At 61.8% G+C, this 17,250-nt stretch carries 18 protein-coding genes; 15 read left to right on the forward strand and 3 right to left on the reverse strand.

All coding sequences use genetic code 11. The annotated features are described in order from the left end of the window. The first annotated feature begins 142 nt into the window (after positions 1 to 142). The 3 genes from REH59_RS12365 (at position 143) to REH59_RS12375 (ending at position 3,597) form a co-directional block, all read left to right on the forward strand. A complete protein-coding gene (locus REH59_RS12365; protein ID WP_014860439.1) occupies positions 143 to 1,285 on the forward strand; it encodes an iron-containing alcohol dehydrogenase in 1,143 nt (380 codons plus the stop codon). 44 nt (positions 1,286 to 1,329) lie between these two features. Next, positions 1,330 to 2,673: an MFS transporter gene (locus REH59_RS12370; protein ID WP_014860440.1), complete on the forward strand. Its 1,344-nt coding sequence runs from the start codon at positions 1,330 to 1,332 to the stop codon at positions 2,671 to 2,673. Between the two features lie 138 nt (positions 2,674 to 2,811). Beyond that, positions 2,812 to 3,597 carry a 2-keto-4-pentenoate hydratase gene (locus REH59_RS12375; RefSeq protein WP_003254129.1) on the forward strand — a complete coding sequence of 262 codons (786 nt, stop codon included), beginning with the start codon at positions 2,812 to 2,814 and terminating at the stop codon, positions 3,595 to 3,597. Here the strand turns inward: REH59_RS12375 and REH59_RS12380 are convergent. Then, a complete protein-coding gene (locus REH59_RS12380; RefSeq protein WP_003254128.1) occupies positions 3,587 to 4,405 on the reverse strand; it encodes a helix-turn-helix domain-containing protein in 819 nt (272 codons plus the stop codon). The two genes, REH59_RS12375 and REH59_RS12380, sit on opposite strands and share 11 nt — an antisense overlap. 106 nt (positions 4,406 to 4,511) lie before the next feature. Between REH59_RS12380 and REH59_RS12385 the strand changes: the two genes are divergently transcribed. From REH59_RS12385 to REH59_RS12440, 12 genes are all read left to right on the forward strand, one after another. Beyond that, positions 4,512 to 4,826, forward strand: a complete 315-nt coding sequence (locus tag REH59_RS12385) for a hypothetical protein (RefSeq protein WP_014860441.1) — start codon at positions 4,512 to 4,514, stop codon at positions 4,824 to 4,826. Further along, positions 4,823 to 5,248, forward strand: coding sequence for an MAPEG family protein (locus tag REH59_RS12390; RefSeq protein WP_014860442.1), 426 nt, complete (start codon positions 4,823 to 4,825; stop codon positions 5,246 to 5,248). The genes REH59_RS12385 and REH59_RS12390 overlap by 4 nt, the downstream gene beginning before the upstream one ends. 71 nt (positions 5,249 to 5,319) lie before the next feature. Then, complete coding sequence (locus REH59_RS12395; protein WP_014753437.1) at positions 5,320 to 5,553, forward strand: hypothetical protein; 234 nt, start codon at positions 5,320 to 5,322, stop codon at positions 5,551 to 5,553. A 316-nt stretch (positions 5,554 to 5,869) separates the two neighbouring features. Further along, positions 5,870 to 6,901 (forward strand): phosphate ABC transporter substrate-binding protein PstS, encoded by a 1,032-nt coding sequence (gene pstS / locus REH59_RS12400; protein WP_003254123.1) that lies wholly within the window; start codon positions 5,870 to 5,872, stop codon positions 6,899 to 6,901. A gap of 70 nt (positions 6,902 to 6,971) precedes the next feature. After that, positions 6,972 to 7,940: a phosphate ABC transporter permease subunit PstC gene (pstC, locus tag REH59_RS12405; RefSeq protein WP_003254121.1), complete on the forward strand. Its 969-nt coding sequence runs from the start codon at positions 6,972 to 6,974 to the stop codon at positions 7,938 to 7,940. Next, the gene (pstA, locus tag REH59_RS12410; RefSeq protein WP_003254119.1) at positions 7,937 to 8,830 is read left to right on the forward strand and encodes a phosphate ABC transporter permease PstA; all 894 of its coding nucleotides are present in this window, start codon (positions 7,937 to 7,939) and stop codon (positions 8,828 to 8,830) included. Before pstC ends, pstA begins: the two co-directional genes overlap by 4 nt. 50 nt (positions 8,831 to 8,880) lie before the next feature. Continuing rightward, positions 8,881 to 9,666, forward strand: a complete 786-nt coding sequence (pstB, locus tag REH59_RS12415) for a phosphate ABC transporter ATP-binding protein PstB (protein ID WP_003254117.1) — start codon at positions 8,881 to 8,883, stop codon at positions 9,664 to 9,666. A gap of 94 nt (positions 9,667 to 9,760) precedes the next feature. Next, complete coding sequence (locus tag REH59_RS12420; RefSeq protein WP_004574211.1) at positions 9,761 to 10,459, forward strand: hypothetical protein; 699 nt, start codon at positions 9,761 to 9,763, stop codon at positions 10,457 to 10,459. Continuing rightward, positions 10,459 to 11,058: a hypothetical protein gene (locus REH59_RS12425; RefSeq protein WP_003254112.1), complete on the forward strand. Its 600-nt coding sequence runs from the start codon at positions 10,459 to 10,461 to the stop codon at positions 11,056 to 11,058. Before REH59_RS12420 ends, REH59_RS12425 begins: the two co-directional genes overlap by 1 nt. A 345-nt stretch (positions 11,059 to 11,403) precedes the next feature. Next, the gene (locus REH59_RS12430; protein ID WP_003254111.1) at positions 11,404 to 12,591 is read left to right on the forward strand and encodes a porin; all 1,188 of its coding nucleotides are present in this window, start codon (positions 11,404 to 11,406) and stop codon (positions 12,589 to 12,591) included. A gap of 140 nt (positions 12,592 to 12,731) precedes the next feature. Further along, positions 12,732 to 13,895, forward strand: coding sequence for a nitric oxide-sensing protein NosP (gene nosP / locus REH59_RS12435; RefSeq protein ID WP_003254110.1), 1,164 nt, complete (start codon positions 12,732 to 12,734; stop codon positions 13,893 to 13,895). Next, entirely contained in the window at positions 13,864 to 15,762 is a 1,899-nt protein-coding gene (locus REH59_RS12440; protein WP_014860443.1) for a PAS domain-containing hybrid sensor histidine kinase/response regulator, read from the forward strand. The genes nosP and REH59_RS12440 overlap by 32 nt, the downstream gene beginning before the upstream one ends. Before the next feature lie 45 nt (positions 15,763 to 15,807). Here the strand turns inward: REH59_RS12440 and REH59_RS12445 are convergent, their stop codons facing one another. Both REH59_RS12445 and REH59_RS12450 read right to left on the reverse strand, forming a co-directional pair. Continuing rightward, complete coding sequence (locus REH59_RS12445; RefSeq protein WP_003254108.1) at positions 15,808 to 16,473, reverse strand: response regulator; 666 nt, start codon at positions 16,471 to 16,473, stop codon at positions 15,808 to 15,810. Between the two features lie 54 nt (positions 16,474 to 16,527). Next, the gene (locus REH59_RS12450; protein ID WP_014860444.1) at positions 16,528 to 17,088 is read right to left on the reverse strand and encodes a PQQ-dependent catabolism-associated CXXCW motif protein; all 561 of its coding nucleotides are present in this window, start codon (positions 17,086 to 17,088) and stop codon (positions 16,528 to 16,530) included. Positions 17,089 to 17,250: the final 162 nt, after the last annotated feature.

Below are 17,250 nucleotides of genomic sequence, written 5' to 3' on the forward strand. Positions count from 1 at the left end.
CTGGTATTCGTCCTGGTTATACCGATATGGATTGTTCTCAATACCATGGCCAGCCGCGCATTCCTATACTGGCGCTGCACAGTGTCGCATCCAGTGCGGCTGAAACGCCCAGAACAATAAAGCCAGGAGCCTGCCAAGCCTTATGTCCCTGATCAACTACATCACCCAGATCCAATTCGATATCGGTGCCATTGCCTGCCTGCCCGCCGAATGTGAGCGCATTGGTATAACCAGGCCTTTGATCGTGACCGACCGTGGCGTGCGTGCCGCCGGTATCGTCGATACGGCGTTGAACACCTTCTCCAGCGACATGGCACAACTGCCGATCTACGACGGTACGCCACCCAATCCCAACGAGCATGCCGTGCGTGAGGCCGTGGCCATGTTCAAGGCATATGGCTGTGATGGCATCATCGCCATTGGCGGTGGCTCGGCAATTGACCTGGCCAAGGGGGTGGCTGTGTGTGCCCGGCACGACGGCCCGTTGAAGGGCTTTGCGGTGATCGAGGGCGGCCTGGCCCGGATCACCCCGGCAACCGCGCCGGTGATTGCGGTGCCGACCACGGCCGGCACGGGGAGCGAGGTCGGGCGCGGTGCCATCCTGATACTCGATGACGGGCGCAAGGTGGGGGTGATCTCGCCCCATGTGGTGCCCAAGGCCGCCATCTGTGACCCGGCATTGACCCTCGGGCTGCCGGCACAACTCACGGCTGCCACCGGCATGGACGCGATTGCCCACTGCCTGGAAACCTTCATGGCACCTGCGTTCAACCCGCCTGCCGACGGCATTGCCCTGGACGGCCTGTGGCGGGCCTGGCGCTTCATCGAACGAGCCACCCGCGCGCCGGGCGACCTGGACGGGCGCATCAACATGATGAGCGCATCGCTGCAAGGTGCGCTGGCCTTCCAGAAAGGCCTGGGCTGCGTGCACAGCCTTAGCCACGCGCTGGGCGGGATCAACCCGCGCCTGCACCACGGCACCCTCAATGCGATCTTCCTGCCTGCCGTCATCCGCTTCAACCGCACGGCCGAAACGGTGGTGAGTGAACACAAGATGCAACGCATCGCCCAGGCGATGGGGCTGGCCGATGACAGCCAGATCGAAGATGCCATTCGCCACATGACCCGTACGCTGGGCCTGCCGACCGGCCTTGGCGAACTGGATGTCAACCCGGACCTGTTCCCGCGCATCGTCCAGGGCGCGTTGGCCGATCACAGCCACCGCACCAACCCACGTGAGGCATCTGCCGAGGACTACCAGTGGCTGCTTGAAGCGTCCATGTAAGCCGTTACCTGCTGTTCAACCAATAACAACAAAAGTGAACGCCCATGAATACCAAATATGCGCAACCCGGGCTTGCCCGCGAACCTGAAGCGGTCGCCAGCTCGAACCCGTTCAGAAAGTACCAGGTCATCACCGTCAGCCTGTTGCTGGTGATCGGCATCATCAACTACGTCGACCGCAGTGCGTTGTCGATTGCCAATACGTCCATCCAGCGCGACATGGGCATCACGCCGTCACAGATGGGCATTCTGCTGTCGGCGTTTTCCCTGGCGTATGCCTTTTCGCAACTGCCCTTGGGCATGATCATCGACCGCCTGGGCAGCAAGATTTCGCTGGGGGCGGCCCTGCTGGGCTGGTCGGTGGCACAGACGGCTTCAGGCCTGATCAACAGTTTTTCTGCATTCATCGGGCTCAGGGTGGTGCTGGGAATTGGCGAGGCGCCGATGTTCCCGTCGGCGGCCAAGGCGCTGGCGGAGTGGTTCGAGGCCGAGAAGCGGGGGACGCCGACCGGCATCGTGCTGTCATCGACCTGCATCGGGCCGTGTCTGGCGCCGCCGTTGCTGACGCTGCTGATGGTCACCTGGGGCTGGCGCGGCATGTTCATCGTCACCGGAGTGTTCGGCATTCTGGTTGCCGCCTGCTGGTTCGCCTTCTACAAAAGCAAGGCGCGGTACCTGGCTGAACTGCCTGCCGAGGCGCGTGAGCAACTGCTGGCGGCCCAGGCGCATAAACAGGCGGTGCCAAGCGCCAGGCCCAGTGTGCAGGCACAACTGGCGGCGTGGGCCGAACTGTTCCGCCACAAGAGCACCTGGGGCGCAGTATTGGGCTTCATGGGGGTGATCTACATGCTGTGGCTGCACCTGACCTGGCTGCCGGGCTACTTCGAGCGCGAGCATGGCTTGAGCCTGTACCAGACCGCCTGGGTGGTTTCACTGGCCTATGTGTTCGGCGCGTTGGGCACCATTGTCGCGGGCCGCATCTGCGACCGCCTGGTGAAGCACGGTGCCAGTGTGCTGGGTAGCCGCAAGCGGGTTGTCGTGACTGCGTTGCTCGCGGCGGCCGCATTCACCGTTCCCCTGTCGTTCGGTAGCGGCTTTCTGCTCAGTGTGGCGCTGCTGTGTTGCGCACTGTTCAGCGTGAACATGGCCAGCTCTACCGCATGGATGATCGCCAACACCGTGGTCGATAGCCAGCGCGTGGCCTCGTTTGGCTCGATCCAGAACTTCGGCGGCTACCTGGCAGGCTCTGTGGCGCCCATCGTGACCGGGTTCAGCATTCAGCAGACCGGGTCCTTCGCTTCTGCATTCCTGATCAGTGCCGCCGTGGCCGCGGTTGCTGCGATGGCTTATGTGTTGTTGTTGAAGCAGCCGGTTTCCACTGATCGCTGAGCATGTACCTGCAGGCGGATTTCATCAGGCAATTCAATAACAATTTGTGATGATTGGCATCATGACAATATATTTATCATTATCAATTTCAGGTCATAGCATCTGTTGCCTGCCATCGCCTATCTCAATGAGGTCTTGATGAACCGTTCGCTTTTCGTACACCAACGCACTGCAGCCTTGCTACTGCAACACTGGCGCAGCGGTGACCTGCTGACGGAACTGCCCGCCAGCCTCAAGCCCGAGACGTTGAAACAAGGCTATGACAGCCAGGACCAGTTGTTTGCCGCTGCCGCAGGCCAGCGCGCCGGGTGGAAGCTGGGCGTCGGCAGCCCGGCTGGCATGCGTGCAGGCAAGTTGTCGCGGCCCTTGATTGGCCAACTGGAAGCGGGGCGTTGCCATGCCGATGGCGCACATATCCCGCTGCCAGCGGTTACGCCGGTGACCATCGAATGCGAAATTGCCTTCGTGCTGGACCGGGATATTCCTCCGCAAGCCGGGCGCGTACCGGTGAGTGAGGATATTCGCGCCACGTGCGTCACCTTTGAAGTGGTGCGTTCGCGCTTTGTCGACCGCAAGGCTGTCGGCTGGCCAAGTTTTGTGGCTGACAACGTGGGGTTTGAAGCATTGGTGGTCGGCAATAGCCTGGGCGCCGGTATCAATGTGCCGTTGCTCGCCGACCTGGCCGAAACCACCGAGGTGCATGTGGATGGTCAATGGCGCGCCGGTGGCTTGTCTGGCGATGCGGCCACCGACCCGCTGGTGTCGCTGGCTCACCTGTACGCGCACGCTGCCGAGCGTGGCCAGACCTTGAAGGCCGGGGATATCGTGACCACCGGGGCCATGTGCCAGCCGTTCGACCTGCATGAAACAGGCCACCAGGTCAGCGCCAGGTTCCTTGGCCAGGCCCTGACGTTCACGCTGTAACGGCCGACCATTGCTCGAACGCTGCCTGCATTCTTTGCCGGGTCTGTGGGTCGGCGGGGATCAGGTGTTCGATGCGCAGTGACTGCACGGTGACATCCTGCGGCATGCCAAAGGTGGTGAACGTGGACAGGAACCGCAGCTCACCATACGGGGTGTTCACGCGGGTCAGCAGCAGAGGGGTGGCTGTCGTCATCTGGCACGGGCTTGCCGGTGCCGGCAAGTCGCGCAAGCGCGCTGCCAGTGCCGGATTGCCTGCGGCCTCCCGGGAGGCACGTTGCCAGGCTGCAGCGCGGATTTCCGGCGCGTTGACCAAGTGATCACCCAGGCCACCGGGGCACAGCAATGTCTGCAGCAGGTTGAGGCCGGTTGCCGGCTGTGCGCTGACACCGGCCATCGCCAGCAGCAGCCCGGTACTGGCGTTGGCGGCGATGACGTCCCAGTGGCTGTCGATGACGATCGCCGGAGCGGGGTTGTTCACCTGCAGAATATGCTCGATGGCAGTATTCACCAAGGCCAGTTCAGGCGCATCGAGTGGCGTGGCGGCGTAGCGGGGCGCGTATCCTGCAGCAACGAACACTTCGTTGCACCGCTCCAGCGGCGCATCCAGGGCCGAGAGGAGGGCATGCAACGTGCCTGGGCTGGCCTTGGCGCGTCCTGTTTCCACACAGCTCAGATGACGCTGCGACAGCCCCGTCAGCAGCGCCAGCTCCAGCTGGCTGAGGTTGGCCTGACGGCGCAGTTCGCGAAGATGCTGGCCCGCTGAGATGTGCGGGGCAGGGGTGCTGCGATGGAACAGATGCTGATTCATGCGTTGCCCTGATCGTCCTTGAGTGCAATGTCCATGACCTCACGGGTCATTGAGTGCAAGCAACCCTATCACTACTGTGCCGGCAAACCCTATCAAGGAGAGCTATATGGGCTTGCGTATCTGCGCGCTGGCAATACTGGTGCTGTTTTCGCTGTATACCGGCTGGACCATGCTGATTGCCGAGCAATCGCTGCTGGCATTCGGGCTGGCACTGCTGGCACAGCCGGACACGGCCCAGGTGCTCATCGACCTGTACCTGATGGCCGGGCTGGCCGGTTGCTGGATGGTGAGAGACAACCGCATGCGCGGCAGCGCCGGGATCGCGGTGCTGCCTTACCTGCTGCTGACCGTCGTGTTCGTTTCGCTGGGGCCGTTGCTGTACCTGGTGATCAGAGGCGTTGCCGAGGGGCGCCAGCCATGAGCAGTGCCTTGCAGGCCTATGCGCTGTGTGTGGTGGTGCTGTTCCTCAAGATGTTCCTGGTTTCCTGCTATCAGGGCTATCACCGCTTGCGCTTCGTCGCGTTCACCAACCCGGAGGACGCTGCCGTGTTCGGGCGCGTCGCCCAGGCCGCAGAACGCCCGCAGGTGATACGGGCTGCCAAGGTATGGGCCAACGACCTGGAGAACATTCCCCTGTTCTTTGCCCTCGGCGGGCTGGCTGTTGCGCTGGAAGCCGCCACGCTACCGGTGTTGTGGCTGAGTGTGGTGTTCACGGTTGCCAGGATCCTGCACACGCTGGCCTACCTGCGCGGTTTGCAGCCTTGGAGAACGTTGTTCTATGGCATCGGGGTCATTTGCCTGCTGGGATTCTGCTCACTCATCACCGCGAGAATAGGCGGCTGAACCAAAATATTGCATGAGTCATCTTGATGCTTTCACATAGCAGTACTAATACTTAAGCACTGCCGAAGGGGATGATCATGCAGACACGCTTCGTTGTGGTTCCCGCAGTGCCACTCAAGAAAGAGGCTTATCCTCGGCGGCTTGGCTTTCCCGCCGCACTGGGGGAGGGTTACGACCTCTACGACACCCAAGACAAGATGCGTCTGAGCCTGAACTTTTCCACCCGTGCCCAAGCCGAGTTCGAATGTGCATGCCGCAACCGCTGTGCGGATGCCGGTGATGCAGGTCTTGCCGGCATTGGTTGATCGACTGCAGTGGCCAGGTTCCTGTTCCTGGTGCTGCGTTACAGGGTCTTCGCGCTTGCCGGTTTGCCTGAACGGTTGAAACCCTGCGCGTCTAAAAAGTGCCGGCTAATGGGCGAGCGGTGCTTTGGCCTCGTACGGCCGTCATCCAATCGGCACATTCAAGCGTTAGCGTTGAGGCCGGAGCCGTTTCGGGGTTCCAGCTCGGCGCCTGATGGCACAGTCAATAAGCTCTACCGCGCGGCCTGCCATTCAATAGTCACAAAGTTGTAACACAGCTGATGCAAAGTGTGCCGGCCATCACATGGAGCACATTTTGATGAAACGCCTGATGAAGTCTGCTGCACTCGCCGTTGCCGTTTCCCTTTGCGCCACCTCGGCAGCCTTTGCTGCAGAAAACGTTCGGTTGACCGGTTCGGGCGCCAGCTTCCCTGCACCGATCTACCTGACCTGGTTCAAGGACTTCAGCAAGAACACGGCTGGCGTCACCGTCGATTACCAGTCCAAGGGCAGCGGCGCGGGCGTTCAGGACTTCCTGAACAAGACCGTCGACTTCGCCGCCAGCGACTCGGCCATGAGCGAAGCAGACATTGCCAAGGTTGGCGAAGGCGTGCAGTTGCTGCCAATGACCGCCGGTGAAATCGTCCTGGCTTACAACCTGCCGGGTAACCCTAAAGGGCTGAAGCTGCCGCGCGACGTCTACTCCAATATCTTCCTCGGCAAGATCACCCAGTGGAACGACCCGCAAATCGCGGCGGCCAACCCTGACCTGAAGCTGCCTGCCACCCCGATCACCGTGGTCGTGCGTGCCGACTCCAGCGGCACCACTGCCGTCTTCACCAAGCACCTGTCGGCCATCAACGCTGACTTCAAGCAAGGGCTGGGCGAAGGCAACACCGTCAACTGGCCGGCCACCGACAAGTTCATCAAGTCGCCGAAGAACGACGGCGTAACCGCCACCGTCCGCCAGACCCCGGGCGCCATCGGCTACATCGAGTACGGCTTCGCCAAGCTGGCCAAGGTCGACTTCGCCATGTTGCAGAACAAGGCTGGCCAATACGTCGTGCCGAATGCCGAGAGCGGTGCCGAAGCACTGGCTGCGGTGAACATGCCGGAAAACCTGGTGGCCTGGCTGCCTGACCCGGACGGTGCCAAGTCCTACCCGATCACTTCCTATACCTGGATGATTTTCCGCAAGGACAACGGCAACCCGGAAAAAGCCAAGGCCATGCGTGAAATGGTCGAGTACAGCCTGACCAAAGGCCAGACCATCGCCGACTCGATGGGGTACATCCCGCTGCCGCCGTCGGTAGTCGACCAGGTGCGTAAAGCGTCCGCCAACATCCAGTAATACCCAGGCGCTCCCGGTATCGGCATGAAGCCATGCCGGGGGTGTTTGTCCCTTGTCCCGGAACTCGCCAATGAACACTCCTTTTGCCATACCGGATAACCCCGACTCCGCGTGCCAGCCACCGTCTACGAAAGACTTTCTGGTCGATCGCACCTTCCGTGCGCTTGCGCGCATTGGCGTGGTGCTGGTACTGGCGCTGGTCTTCGCGCTGGTCTACGAAGTCGGCCGCAAGGCACTGCCCGGCATTGAAAAGCACGGTTTTGACGTGTTGTTCGGCAGCGTCTGGGACGTTAACCAAGGCAAGTACGGTATTCTGCCAGCGATCTGGGGGACGCTGTACAGCGCCTTGATCGCCCTGTTGATCGCCGGTTTCTTCGGCGTCAGCATGGCCATTTTCCTGACCCAGGATTTCCTTCCGGCCAAGCTTGCCGCGGTGTTTCGCACCATCGTCGAGTTGCTTGCCGCCATCCCCAGCGTGGTGTATGGCCTGTGGGGCATCTATGTGGTCATTCCGGCGATTCGCCCGCTGACCGCCTGGCTGAACAGCGAGCTGGGCTGGATCCCGTTTTTCGGCACTTCCCTGAGTGGCCCAGGCCTGCTGCCTGCGGCGTTGGTACTGGCGATCATGATCCTGCCGACCATCGCGGCGGTTTCCCAGGATGCGCTGACCAGCGTACCGATGAAAACCAAGCAGGCTGCCTACGGCATGGGGACCACCCACTGGGAAGCCATCCTCAAGGTGATGGTGCCCTCGGCGGCTACCGGCATCTTCGGCTCGTTGGTGCTCGGCCTGGGCCGTGCACTCGGCGAAACCATGGCGCTGGCCATGCTGGTCGGCAACGCCAACACCATTTCCCTGTCCTTGTTCGCACCGGCCAACACCCTGGCGGCGCTGCTGGCGCTGAACTTCCCGGAAGCCGGCCCGAACGAGGTCGAAGTGCTGATGTACGCGGCACTGGTACTGATGTTCATCACCCTGCTGGTGAACGTCCTCGGCTCGATGATCATGCTCTACGCCCAGCGGGGTAACAAACAATGACTGACCTGACGACCCCTGTTGCCGCGCTGCCCAGCCTGCAGCGCAAGCTGGAAGGCCGCGCCCTGCGCAGCCTGGTATTGACCACCCTGGCATGGTTCGCGGCACTGGTGGCCAGCGTGCCGCTGATTTCCGTGCTGTACATGCTGATCACTCGCGGCGGGGCACGCCTTAACCTGGAAGTGTTCACCGAGCTGCCGCCGACCGGCTTCGAGATGGGCGGTGGTTTCGGTAACGCCATGGCCGGTACCTTCGTCATGGTCGGCATTGCCGCCGCCATCGCTGTGCCGGTCGGTATCCTGGCAGCGGTGTTCCTCGCCGAGCTCGGCCCGGACAGCAAGCTGGCCAATGCCGCGCGCTTTGCCGCCAAGATGCTCACTGGCCTGCCCTCGATCCTGGCCGGGGTGTTTGCCTACGCCCTGGTGGTGATGACCACCGGTACCTACTCGGCACCGGCAGGCGGCGTGGCGCTGGCGGTATTGATGCTGCCGATCGTGGTGCTCACCGCTGAAGAGTCGATGAAGATGGTGCCCAAGATCATGAAGGATGCTGCCTACGGCATGGGCTGCACCCGTGCCCAGGTCATCTGGAAGATCGTGCTGCCTACCGGCCTGCCGGCCATCCTCACCGGCGTCATGCTGGCCGTGGCCCGCGCCGCTGGCGAAACCGCGCCACTGCTGTTCACCGCGTTGTTCAGCAACTACTGGATCTACCACGACGGCGACCTGGCGGTGATGAACCCCACAGCCTCGCTTGCGGTACTGATCTACAACTTCTCCGGCATGCCGTTCGACAACCAGCTGGAGCTCGCCTGGGCGGCCTCGCTGGTGCTGGTAATGATCGTGCTGGTCATCAACATTTTGAGCCGAGTCTTCGGCAAGCCCAAGTATTGAGAAAGGGAGCATCCAACTTGAACGTATCCACTGCGCAAAGAGCCGCTCCCATGGTCAGCGAAGCCCCCATCGTCATGGACTGCAAGCTCGACAAGATTTTCTACGGTAACTTCATGGCCGTGCGTGACAGCCATGTGCCGATCAGGAAAAACGAGATCACCGGTTTCATCGGCCCTTCGGGCTGCGGCAAGAGTACCGTGCTGCGTAGCTTGAACCGTATGAATGACCTGGTGAAGGGCTTCCGTTTCGAAGGCCATGTGCACTTTCTTGGGCAGGATGTCTACGGCAAGGGCGTCGACCCTGTTGTAGTGCGCCGCTATATCGGCATGGTGTTCCAGCAGCCCAACCCGTTCTCGATGAGCATCTTCGACAATGTGGCCTTCGGCCTGCGCCTGAACCGCTACAAAGGCGACTTGGGCGATCGCGTGAAGCACGCCTTGCAAGGCGCCGCATTGTGGGACGAAGTGAAGGACAAGCTCAAGGTCAGCGGGCTGTCACTGTCCGGTGGCCAGCAGCAGCGCCTGTGTATCGCCCGTGCCATCGCCACCGAGCCGGAAGTGCTGTTGCTGGACGAGCCCTGCTCGGCACTCGACCCGATTGCCACCCGCCGCGTGGAGGAGCTGATGGTCGAGCTGAAAAAGGACTACACCATCGCCCTGGTGACCCATAACATGCAGCAGGCGATTCGTGTGGCCGACACCACCGCGTTCTTCTCGGTGGATATTTCCCAGGGCACCCGCACCGGCTACCTGGTCGAGATGGGCCCGACCGCGCAGATTTTCCAGAACCCGCGCGAGCAGCTGACCAGCGACTACATCAGCGGCAAGTTCAGCTAAACCATGCAAGCTCAAGGTGGGCGGGTGTTGCAGCCAGGAAGGTTGCAACACCCGGCCGCGTTACCTTCCGTTAAAGTGTTACCCGGGATTACCAATGCGAGCGACGCGTCGTCTTGATCTGTCAGCGGTAGAGCGCGCACTGCGCGAGGTGCAGGGCCGTTTTGCCGAACTCAGCCAGCATTTCACCGAACCGCGGGACCCGTTTACCGACGAGGTGCTGCTGAATGTGGTTGAAGGCTATGCGCTGATTGACGACTATGTCGCTCGCGGTATCGACCTGTTCGACCTGCAACAGCTGAACCTGATGCTGGAAATCAATGCCACCGTGCTATGCGGCAGCGATCCGGCCCGTCGCCTGGAATTCGCCCCGCACCTTGCGGCAACCGAAGCGCACTTTTTCAACAACGTGGAAGGTGGCATCAAGGATTTGTACAACTGGTACTGCGCGTACCGCAGCGATTCCATCTGGAAGCGGGCAGCGGGTGTGTATGTACGGATCCTCAGCAAGCCGCAGCTGTTCATCGAAGGCAACAACCGCACGGGTTCGCTTATTGTCAGCTATTTGTTGATGCGTGCCGGGCTGCCGCCATTCGTGCTGTCGCTGGACAACGCCGAGGGTTACTTCAACCCGTCCTCGGTCATACGCAACTCCGCCAAACACGGTGTCAAGGCTTTGTACGAACTCCCCAAGATCAAGAAAAAATACGCCGCGTTCCTGGAAGCGAAGGCGCCTGAGCCCGGCAAGTTCTTCCTGAACGGCACGCCCGTGCCTGCCTGTGAGGGGAGCCGCTGATGCAAGGTTCATCCCTGTTTGCACGAGGGCGGCAAGCCATCGAACGCAAGCTCAAGCGTGGCCAGGTACGCATTTCGTTCGATATCGACGACACGCTGGCCTGCCTGCCCGAACACGCCGCCGCCGAGGACAGCAAGCTGCCGGGTTTCGTCCATCGCTGGCTGGGTGAGCCCCTGCGCAGCGGCACCCGCGAGCTGATCCGCGACCTGCGCCGCCAGGGCTGCAGCATCTGGATCTACACCTCCTCGGGGCGTACCCCGGCTTACATCCGCCGCTGGCTGATGCTTTACGGCATTCATGTCGATGGCGTGGTCAACAGCGATCGGCACCAGCACATCCTGGCCCAGAACGGGCTGGAAAACTCACCCTCCAAGCTGCCTTCGGCTTTTGATATCGATCTGCACGTAGATGATTCCGAAGGTGTGCGCCTGGAAGGTGTCGACCACGGTTTCCGCGTGGTGGTGGTGTGCCCGAAGGATGAGCACTGGGCGCAGAAGGTGAAGGACGCGGTGGTGGATGTGCAGGCACGGCTGGCCTGGCAGCAACCGCATCGCTATGAGATGCCCGCTTGCCAGCGTTCGCAGGCACTGGCTTCCTGAAGCCAGGAGATTCCGCTCAGACAATGTAATTGGGGCTGCTTTGCAGCCCTTCGCGGGCTCGCCCGCTCCCACAGGGATCTTGGATATCCAAAGATTGTGGGAGCGGGCGAGCCCGCGAAGGGCCGCAAGGCGGCCCCGGTTCATTCAATCGTATGGATGCCCGCCTGCCACTCCTGCCTAAGCCATAAGTCTCGAACCCAGACCCAAGCAGGTACCGGGACCAAATCACCGGGCCACACCCTCCCGCCCCAAAGCACTCGCCACCCCACGCCAAAGCAGCGTTTCTGGCAATTTGCCCACTTCTGATAATCGCCTCCGACATCCCGTCCCCGTTTGGAGCGCGCCATGCACAACAACAATAAGCACCTGCCGCCTCGTTTTCTCGCAGCCGCCATCGCCAGCTTTTCTGCGCTTGGCCTGAGCAGCGTCGCCGAAGCCGAGATCATGCTGTACGACAAGGACCAGACGACGTTTTCCACCGATGGCTATATCAACGCCTTCTACGTCAACAGCAAGGTCGACCGCGAGGGCGAGCAGTTTGACCGCCGCCAGTCGCGGGTGAAGATGGGCTTCTTGCCCAACTACCTTGGCTTCAACATGGGCAAGCAGGTGGATGACCTGAAGCTCGGCGCGCGTGCCTCGTTCTGGGTAACCATCAACGACAGTGAAACCAACGGCACCGACACCGCCATCGACGTGCGCCAGTTTTACGGCACGGTGGCCAACCCCGAGTGGGGCGAGGTGCTGATCGGCAAGGACTTCGGGCTGTTCGCCCGCTCCAACATCCTGCTCGACGAACTGCTGGCCGGCTATGGCCAGGTCAGCGACACCCTGGGGCTGGTGGACGGCGGCGGGGTGTCGTTCGGCAACATTGGCAGCGGTTACCCATACCCGTTCCCTACCTCACAGATCACCTACCGTACGCCCGTGATGGAGGGCCTGCGGGTGGCGGTGGGCATCATGGACCCGGTGGACACCAACGACAGCAGCCCGACCGGAAAGGCCTACCAGGAAAACCCACGCACCGAGAGCGAGATCACCTACCAGTTCGACCTGGGTGGGGCGCAGATCTACAGCTGGGTCAACGGCAGTTACCAGACCTCGGACAATACTGACTCCACGGTAGAAACGATCACTTCCAAGGGGGTGGGTTACGGGGTGCAGGCAAAGATGGGCGGCTGGTCGCTGACCGGCTCGGGGTTCCAGGCCAAAGGCATCAACCCGTTCTTCACCAACAATGCCGGCGAACCGGTTTTGCGCAATGTCGACAGTGATGGCTACCTGCTGCAGGGCTCGTACAAGTTCGGCAAGAACCGCGTGGCGCTGTCCTATGGCAAGACCAAGGACGATGGCAACGGTGCGGTTGGCAGCGGCGCGGACTACGAGACCCGGGGTGTGGCGCTGTTCCATGACATCAACGACAACCTGAAACTGGTGGCCGAGTACAACCAGTTTTCCATCGACGGGCATGACACCAGTGCGCAGAACGAAGACACCGATACCTTTGCGGTGGGCGCGGTGTTGACCTGGTAAGCGGCCGGGGCCGCAAGGCGGCCCCGAATGACACGGTCTTTTACGCCCATGGAACCGCCCACCCGCTACCCAAGTAGCATTCGTCACCCACCTCCACCTCCTTAAACTGATCACTCAGCCACCCCGTGCCGGAGACCACGATGCAGCAGGCTCATAACGACGGTGTGGTCAGTGCCATGTCGCAGGCTACCGACGCACGGCTGGCCGCTCAGGACCTGGCGCGGCAGTTGCTGCACCCGCACCTGGGGTTCGTGCTGTTCTTCTGCTCCGCCGAATACGACTTGCAGGCTTTGGGCGAAGCGTTGGAACAAGACTTTGGCGGTATACGCCTGGTCGGCTGCACCAGCGCCGGTGAAATCACCCCGCTGGGCTACGGCCGCAATTGCGTGACGGCGGTGGGCTTCGATCACCGGCACTTTTCGATCGCCACCGCGTTGATCGATGAGATGGAGCGCTTCAGCCTGATCGACGCGCAGCAGATGGTCGAGCGGCTGGTCGGCACCTGCCGCAGCAATACCCTGGCGCCAATCAAGGGCCACAGCTTTGCACTCACGCTGCTCGATGGCTTGTCCAGCCGCGAGGAGATGGTGCTTGCCGCACTCAGCGCAGCACTGGGGGATATCCCGCACTTCGGCGGCTCGGCCGGTGACGACAACTACCTGAACCGCACCCATGTGTATTACGGCGGTACATTCCACAACGGTGCAGCCGTGGTGGTGCTGGTCAACACCTGGCTCGACTTCGAAGTGTTCACCACGCATCACATACTGCCGCGCCAGGAAAAGCTGGTGGTCACCGGTGCCGACAGCGCCCAGCGCCGGGTTTTCGAACTGAATGCCGAGCCGGCGGCCGAGGAATATGCCCGCCACATCGGTGTGCCTGTGGCTGCGCTCGATCACCGGGTGTTCGCCGCCCACCCGCTGGCCGTGCGCATTCATGATCAGTACTACGTGCGGGCGATTCAGCAAATGCACCCTGACCTCAGCTTGAGCTTCTACTGCGCGGTGGAGAACGGCATCGTGCTCACGGCCATGACCCCGGGCCCGCTGCTGCCGAACCTGCACCAGCTGTTCGATGGCCTGCACCAGCGTCTCGGACCGTTGCTGCTGACCATCGGTTGTGATTGTTTCCTGCGGCGGCTGGAACTGGAAGCCCACCACGGCCTGGAGCCGGTCGGCGCGTTCCTGCGCGAGCAACGGGTGATCGGCTTCAACACCTACGGAGAACAGTTCAATGGCATGCACATCAACCAGACCTTCACCGGGGTCGCCATTGCCCGCAACCGGCCTCCTGTCGGTCGCTGAACTGCAGGCCGAGCTGACCCGGCTGCAGCACCAGAACCACAAGCTGCAGCGCATCAATGACGCACTGATCGAGCGCATCGAATCGGGCGTGACCCGGGGCAACGACCCATACGCCGCGTTCCAGCATTCAGTGGTGCTGGCCGAGCAGGTGCGCGAACGCACCGATGCGTTGAACCAGGCCATGGCCGAGCTCAAGGCCGTCAACCGCCTGCTCAGCGAGGCCCGGCAGCGGGCTGAGACGGCCCATCAGCACCAGATTCGCCTGATTACCGACAACGTCCCGGCGCTGATCGCCTACCTGAACGCCGATCTGGTCTACGAATTCACCAACAAGGTTTACGAGGAGTGGTATTGCTGGCCGCATGGCGTGATGCTGGGCCAGAGCCTGCGCGAGGCCCACAGCGAGCAGCATTACCAGCGCCTGGAAGGCTACGTGGCGCGGGCGCTGGCGGGGGAGAGCGTAACGTTCGAGTTCGCCGAGACCAATATCAACGGCCAGGAACGCTACATGCTGCGTTCCTACGTGCCGAACCGCCTGGCCAGTGGCGAAGTAGTGGGTATCTTCGTGCTGATCCGCGACATCACCGAGCGCCGCAACACCGCACAGGCGTTGCACCAGGCGTATCAGCACCTGGAGCAACGGGTGCGCGAGCGCACTGCCGAACTGACCAGCCTCAACGACCAGTTGCTGCGCGAGATCGAAGAGCGCAGCCAGGCCGAGTCGCGTCTGCGCGAGGCCAAGCGCGAGGCCGAGCAGGCCAACCTGTCGAAAACCAAGTTCCTGGCTGCGGTCAGCCATGACCTGCTGCAACCGCTGAACGCGGCGCGGCTGTTCACCAGTGCATTGCTTGAGCGCGACGAGCCGCAAAACGCTGCCCACCTGGTGCGAAATGTCAGCAATTCACTGGAGGATGTGGAAAACCTGTTGGGTACCCTGGTGGATATTTCCAAGCTCGATGCCGGGGTGATCAAGGCCGATGTCGCCCCGTTTGCCCTCCACGAACTGATGGACAACCTGGCTGCCGAATACGCCCAGGTGGCGCGTAGCGAAGGGTTAGAGCTGCATTTTGTGGGGTGTTCTGCCGTCGTGCGCAGTGACATCCAGCTGCTGGCGCGCATCCTGCGCAACCTGCTCAGCAATGCTATCCGCTACACCCGCAGCGGGCGCGTGGTGCTGGGGTGTCGGCGCCAGCGCGGTGGCGTGCGGATTGAAGTGTGGGACAGCGGCATCGGCATTGCCGAAGAACACCTGGAAGACATGTTCCTGGAGTTCAAACGGGGTGATGTGCAGCGCCCGGACCAGGACCGCGGGCTGGGCCTGGGCCTGGCAATCGTGGAGAAGATCGCCGGCATCCTCGGCCACCGGATCCGCGTGCGTTCATGGCTGGGCAAAGGCTCGGTGTTCGCTGTCGAGGTGCCGCTGAGCGCCACTGCACCCAAGGCCCAGCCGAGCCAGGCGATCTGCGAGCCAATGCTCGAACGCCTGCGCGGGGCACGGGTATGGGTGCTGGATAACGATGCGGCGATTTGCGCGGGCATGCGCACCTTGCTGGAAGGTTGGGGCTGCCGGGTGGTCACTGCGCTGTCGGAGGAAGACCTGGCGCGCCAGGTGGACAACTACCACGCCGAGGCCGACCTGCTGATTGCCGACTACCACCTGGACAATGACTGCAATGGTGTCGACGCCGTAGCGCGGATCAATGCCCGCCGCGCCCAGCCGCTACCGGCGCTGATGATCACGGCCAACTACAGCAACGATCTCAAGCAGCAGATCCGCGAGCTGGGTCACACGCTGATGCACAAGCCCGTAAGGCCGATGAAACTCAAGACGGCGATGAGCCATCTGCTGGCCAGTGGCGTGGCATAGCGGTTGGCCGCTTCGCGGGTTTACCCGCGAAGCGGCCGGAACAGGTCAACGGCGCAGATAGTCAGCAAAATCGATATCGCCAGCACTGAGGATGGCTTGTACCCGGTTGTGCACATTGAGTTTGCGCAAGATCGCCGAAACGTGGGCCTTGACTGTGGTTTCGGCGATGTCCAGCGTGTAGGCGATCTGCTTGTTCGATTCACCTTTGGTCATGCGCTCGAGCACCAGCAGTTGCTTGCGGGTCAGGGCCTGGAGCATTTCCGGCGGGAAGCTCGGGGCATCGTTATGGCGCCGGCTGGTACTGCTTTTTTGCGCGCGGATGATGTCTGGCGGCAGGTAGACATTGCCATTGAGGATCTGCTCGATCGCTTCGATCATCTGTGAGCGTGGCGACGACTTGGTGATGAAGCCCACGGCACCGTAGGTAATGGCCTGCAGCACGATCTGCTTTTCCTGCTCGGCCGAAACGATGACCACCGGCGTGGTCGGCGCCTCGTTGCGCAGGGTGATCAGGCCATTGAGGCCGTGCATGCCGGGCATGTTCAGGTCGAGCAGGATCAGGTCGAGGTCGTCATGCGCCTGGGTCAGGGCCAGGGCGCTTTCAAGGTCGGCGGTCTCCATGACCTCGCTGCCCTGGAAACCATCGCTGATGACATTGTGGATGGCTTCGCGAAACAGGGGGTGATCGTCGGCAATCAGAATTTTGTACATGGCCTTTTCACCTTGTTTTTATTGGATGGAGCGGGGCACGCATACACAGGCATTTCAGGGGAACGGCACCGGTTGTGCCGGCTGCAATGGCAGGTTGGCTTGCTGCCAGGCATCCAGGCCGTCGCGGTACCAATACAGGTTGTTATAGCCCAAGGCTTTCGCGCGTTTTACCGCGTTCCAGCTTAACCAGCAATCGGAGCGGCAGTAAAAGACCAGTGGTTGGTCCGGGTGCCCGGCCGTGGCTTTTTGCAGGTTACGCACGAAGTAGTCCTGCCATGCCGGGCTCAGTTCGCCGTCGCCGGTGTTGGCCAGCCACAGGCTGCCGGGGAGGTTGCTGTGTGGTTCGTCTTCGATGAAACGACCTTGCAGCCATTGGCGGCGATAGACGTCGATCAGCACCGGTCTGGGCGTCTGGCCCAGCAGGCTTTGCAAAGTGGCGGTGTCGACGACCTGGCCGCCTTCGACCTGTTGCGGGGTCGGGCTGCGATAGTGCATGCTGCGATAGCCGTCGGCGGAGAACAGCGGCGCCGTGTCAGCCTGGGCAATGCCTAGCGTCAGGCTCAGCGAAAGTACCGCCAGCAAAGGGCGTGGCAGCCGGGGCAGGGCACGTGGCATGGAGGTTTTTCCTTTTTGTTATGGACTCATTACATGCCAGTGGCGGTGCTTTGTGAATGCGACGATAGACAGTAAATGCAGTACTAAAGTAGTAGATGACCGGGCGCCTGAAGGCAGGGAGACGCCCAAGGTGTGGGAGCGGCCTTGTGTCGCGAAAGGGCT

This window comes from Pseudomonas sp. BO3-4 (genome assembly GCF_034044115.1).
In the GTDB taxonomy this organism is placed as follows: Bacteria; Pseudomonadota; Gammaproteobacteria; order Pseudomonadales; family Pseudomonadaceae; genus Aquipseudomonas; species Aquipseudomonas alloputida.

Bases quoted from the DNA above. Each gene is read 5' to 3' on its own strand.
- REH59_RS12450 (WP_014860444.1), bottom strand. From the start codon at position 17,088: ATGCCACGTGCCCTGCCCCGGCTGCCACGCCCTTTGCTGGCGGTACTT.
- REH59_RS12395 (WP_014753437.1), top strand. From the start codon at position 5,320: ATGATCATGCAGACACGCTTCGTTGTGGTTCCCGCAGTGCCACTCAAG.
- pstA (WP_003254119.1), top strand. From the start codon at position 7,937: ATGACTGACCTGACGACCCCTGTTGCCGCGCTGCCCAGCCTGCAGCGC.
- pstS (WP_003254123.1), top strand. From the start codon at position 5,870: ATGAAACGCCTGATGAAGTCTGCTGCACTCGCCGTTGCCGTTTCCCTT.
- REH59_RS12390 (WP_014860442.1), top strand. From the start codon at position 4,823: ATGAGCAGTGCCTTGCAGGCCTATGCGCTGTGTGTGGTGGTGCTGTTC.
- pstC (WP_003254121.1), top strand. From the start codon at position 6,972: ATGAACACTCCTTTTGCCATACCGGATAACCCCGACTCCGCGTGCCAG.
- REH59_RS12365 (WP_014860439.1), top strand. From the start codon at position 143: ATGTCCCTGATCAACTACATCACCCAGATCCAATTCGATATCGGTGCC.
- REH59_RS12445 (WP_003254108.1), bottom strand. From the start codon at position 16,473: ATGTACAAAATTCTGATTGCCGACGATCACCCCCTGTTTCGCGAAGCC.
- REH59_RS12370 (WP_014860440.1), top strand. From the start codon at position 1,330: ATGAATACCAAATATGCGCAACCCGGGCTTGCCCGCGAACCTGAAGCG.
- REH59_RS12425 (WP_003254112.1), top strand. From the start codon at position 10,459: ATGCAAGGTTCATCCCTGTTTGCACGAGGGCGGCAAGCCATCGAACGC.
- REH59_RS12420 (WP_004574211.1), top strand. From the start codon at position 9,761: ATGCGAGCGACGCGTCGTCTTGATCTGTCAGCGGTAGAGCGCGCACTG.
- REH59_RS12385 (WP_014860441.1), top strand. From the start codon at position 4,512: ATGGGCTTGCGTATCTGCGCGCTGGCAATACTGGTGCTGTTTTCGCTG.
- REH59_RS12375 (WP_003254129.1), top strand. From the start codon at position 2,812: ATGAACCGTTCGCTTTTCGTACACCAACGCACTGCAGCCTTGCTACTG.
- REH59_RS12430 (WP_003254111.1), top strand. From the start codon at position 11,404: ATGCACAACAACAATAAGCACCTGCCGCCTCGTTTTCTCGCAGCCGCC.
- pstB (WP_003254117.1), top strand. From the start codon at position 8,881: ATGGTCAGCGAAGCCCCCATCGTCATGGACTGCAAGCTCGACAAGATT.
- REH59_RS12380 (WP_003254128.1), bottom strand. From the start codon at position 4,405: ATGAATCAGCATCTGTTCCATCGCAGCACCCCTGCCCCGCACATCTCA.
- nosP (WP_003254110.1), top strand. From the start codon at position 12,732: ATGCAGCAGGCTCATAACGACGGTGTGGTCAGTGCCATGTCGCAGGCT.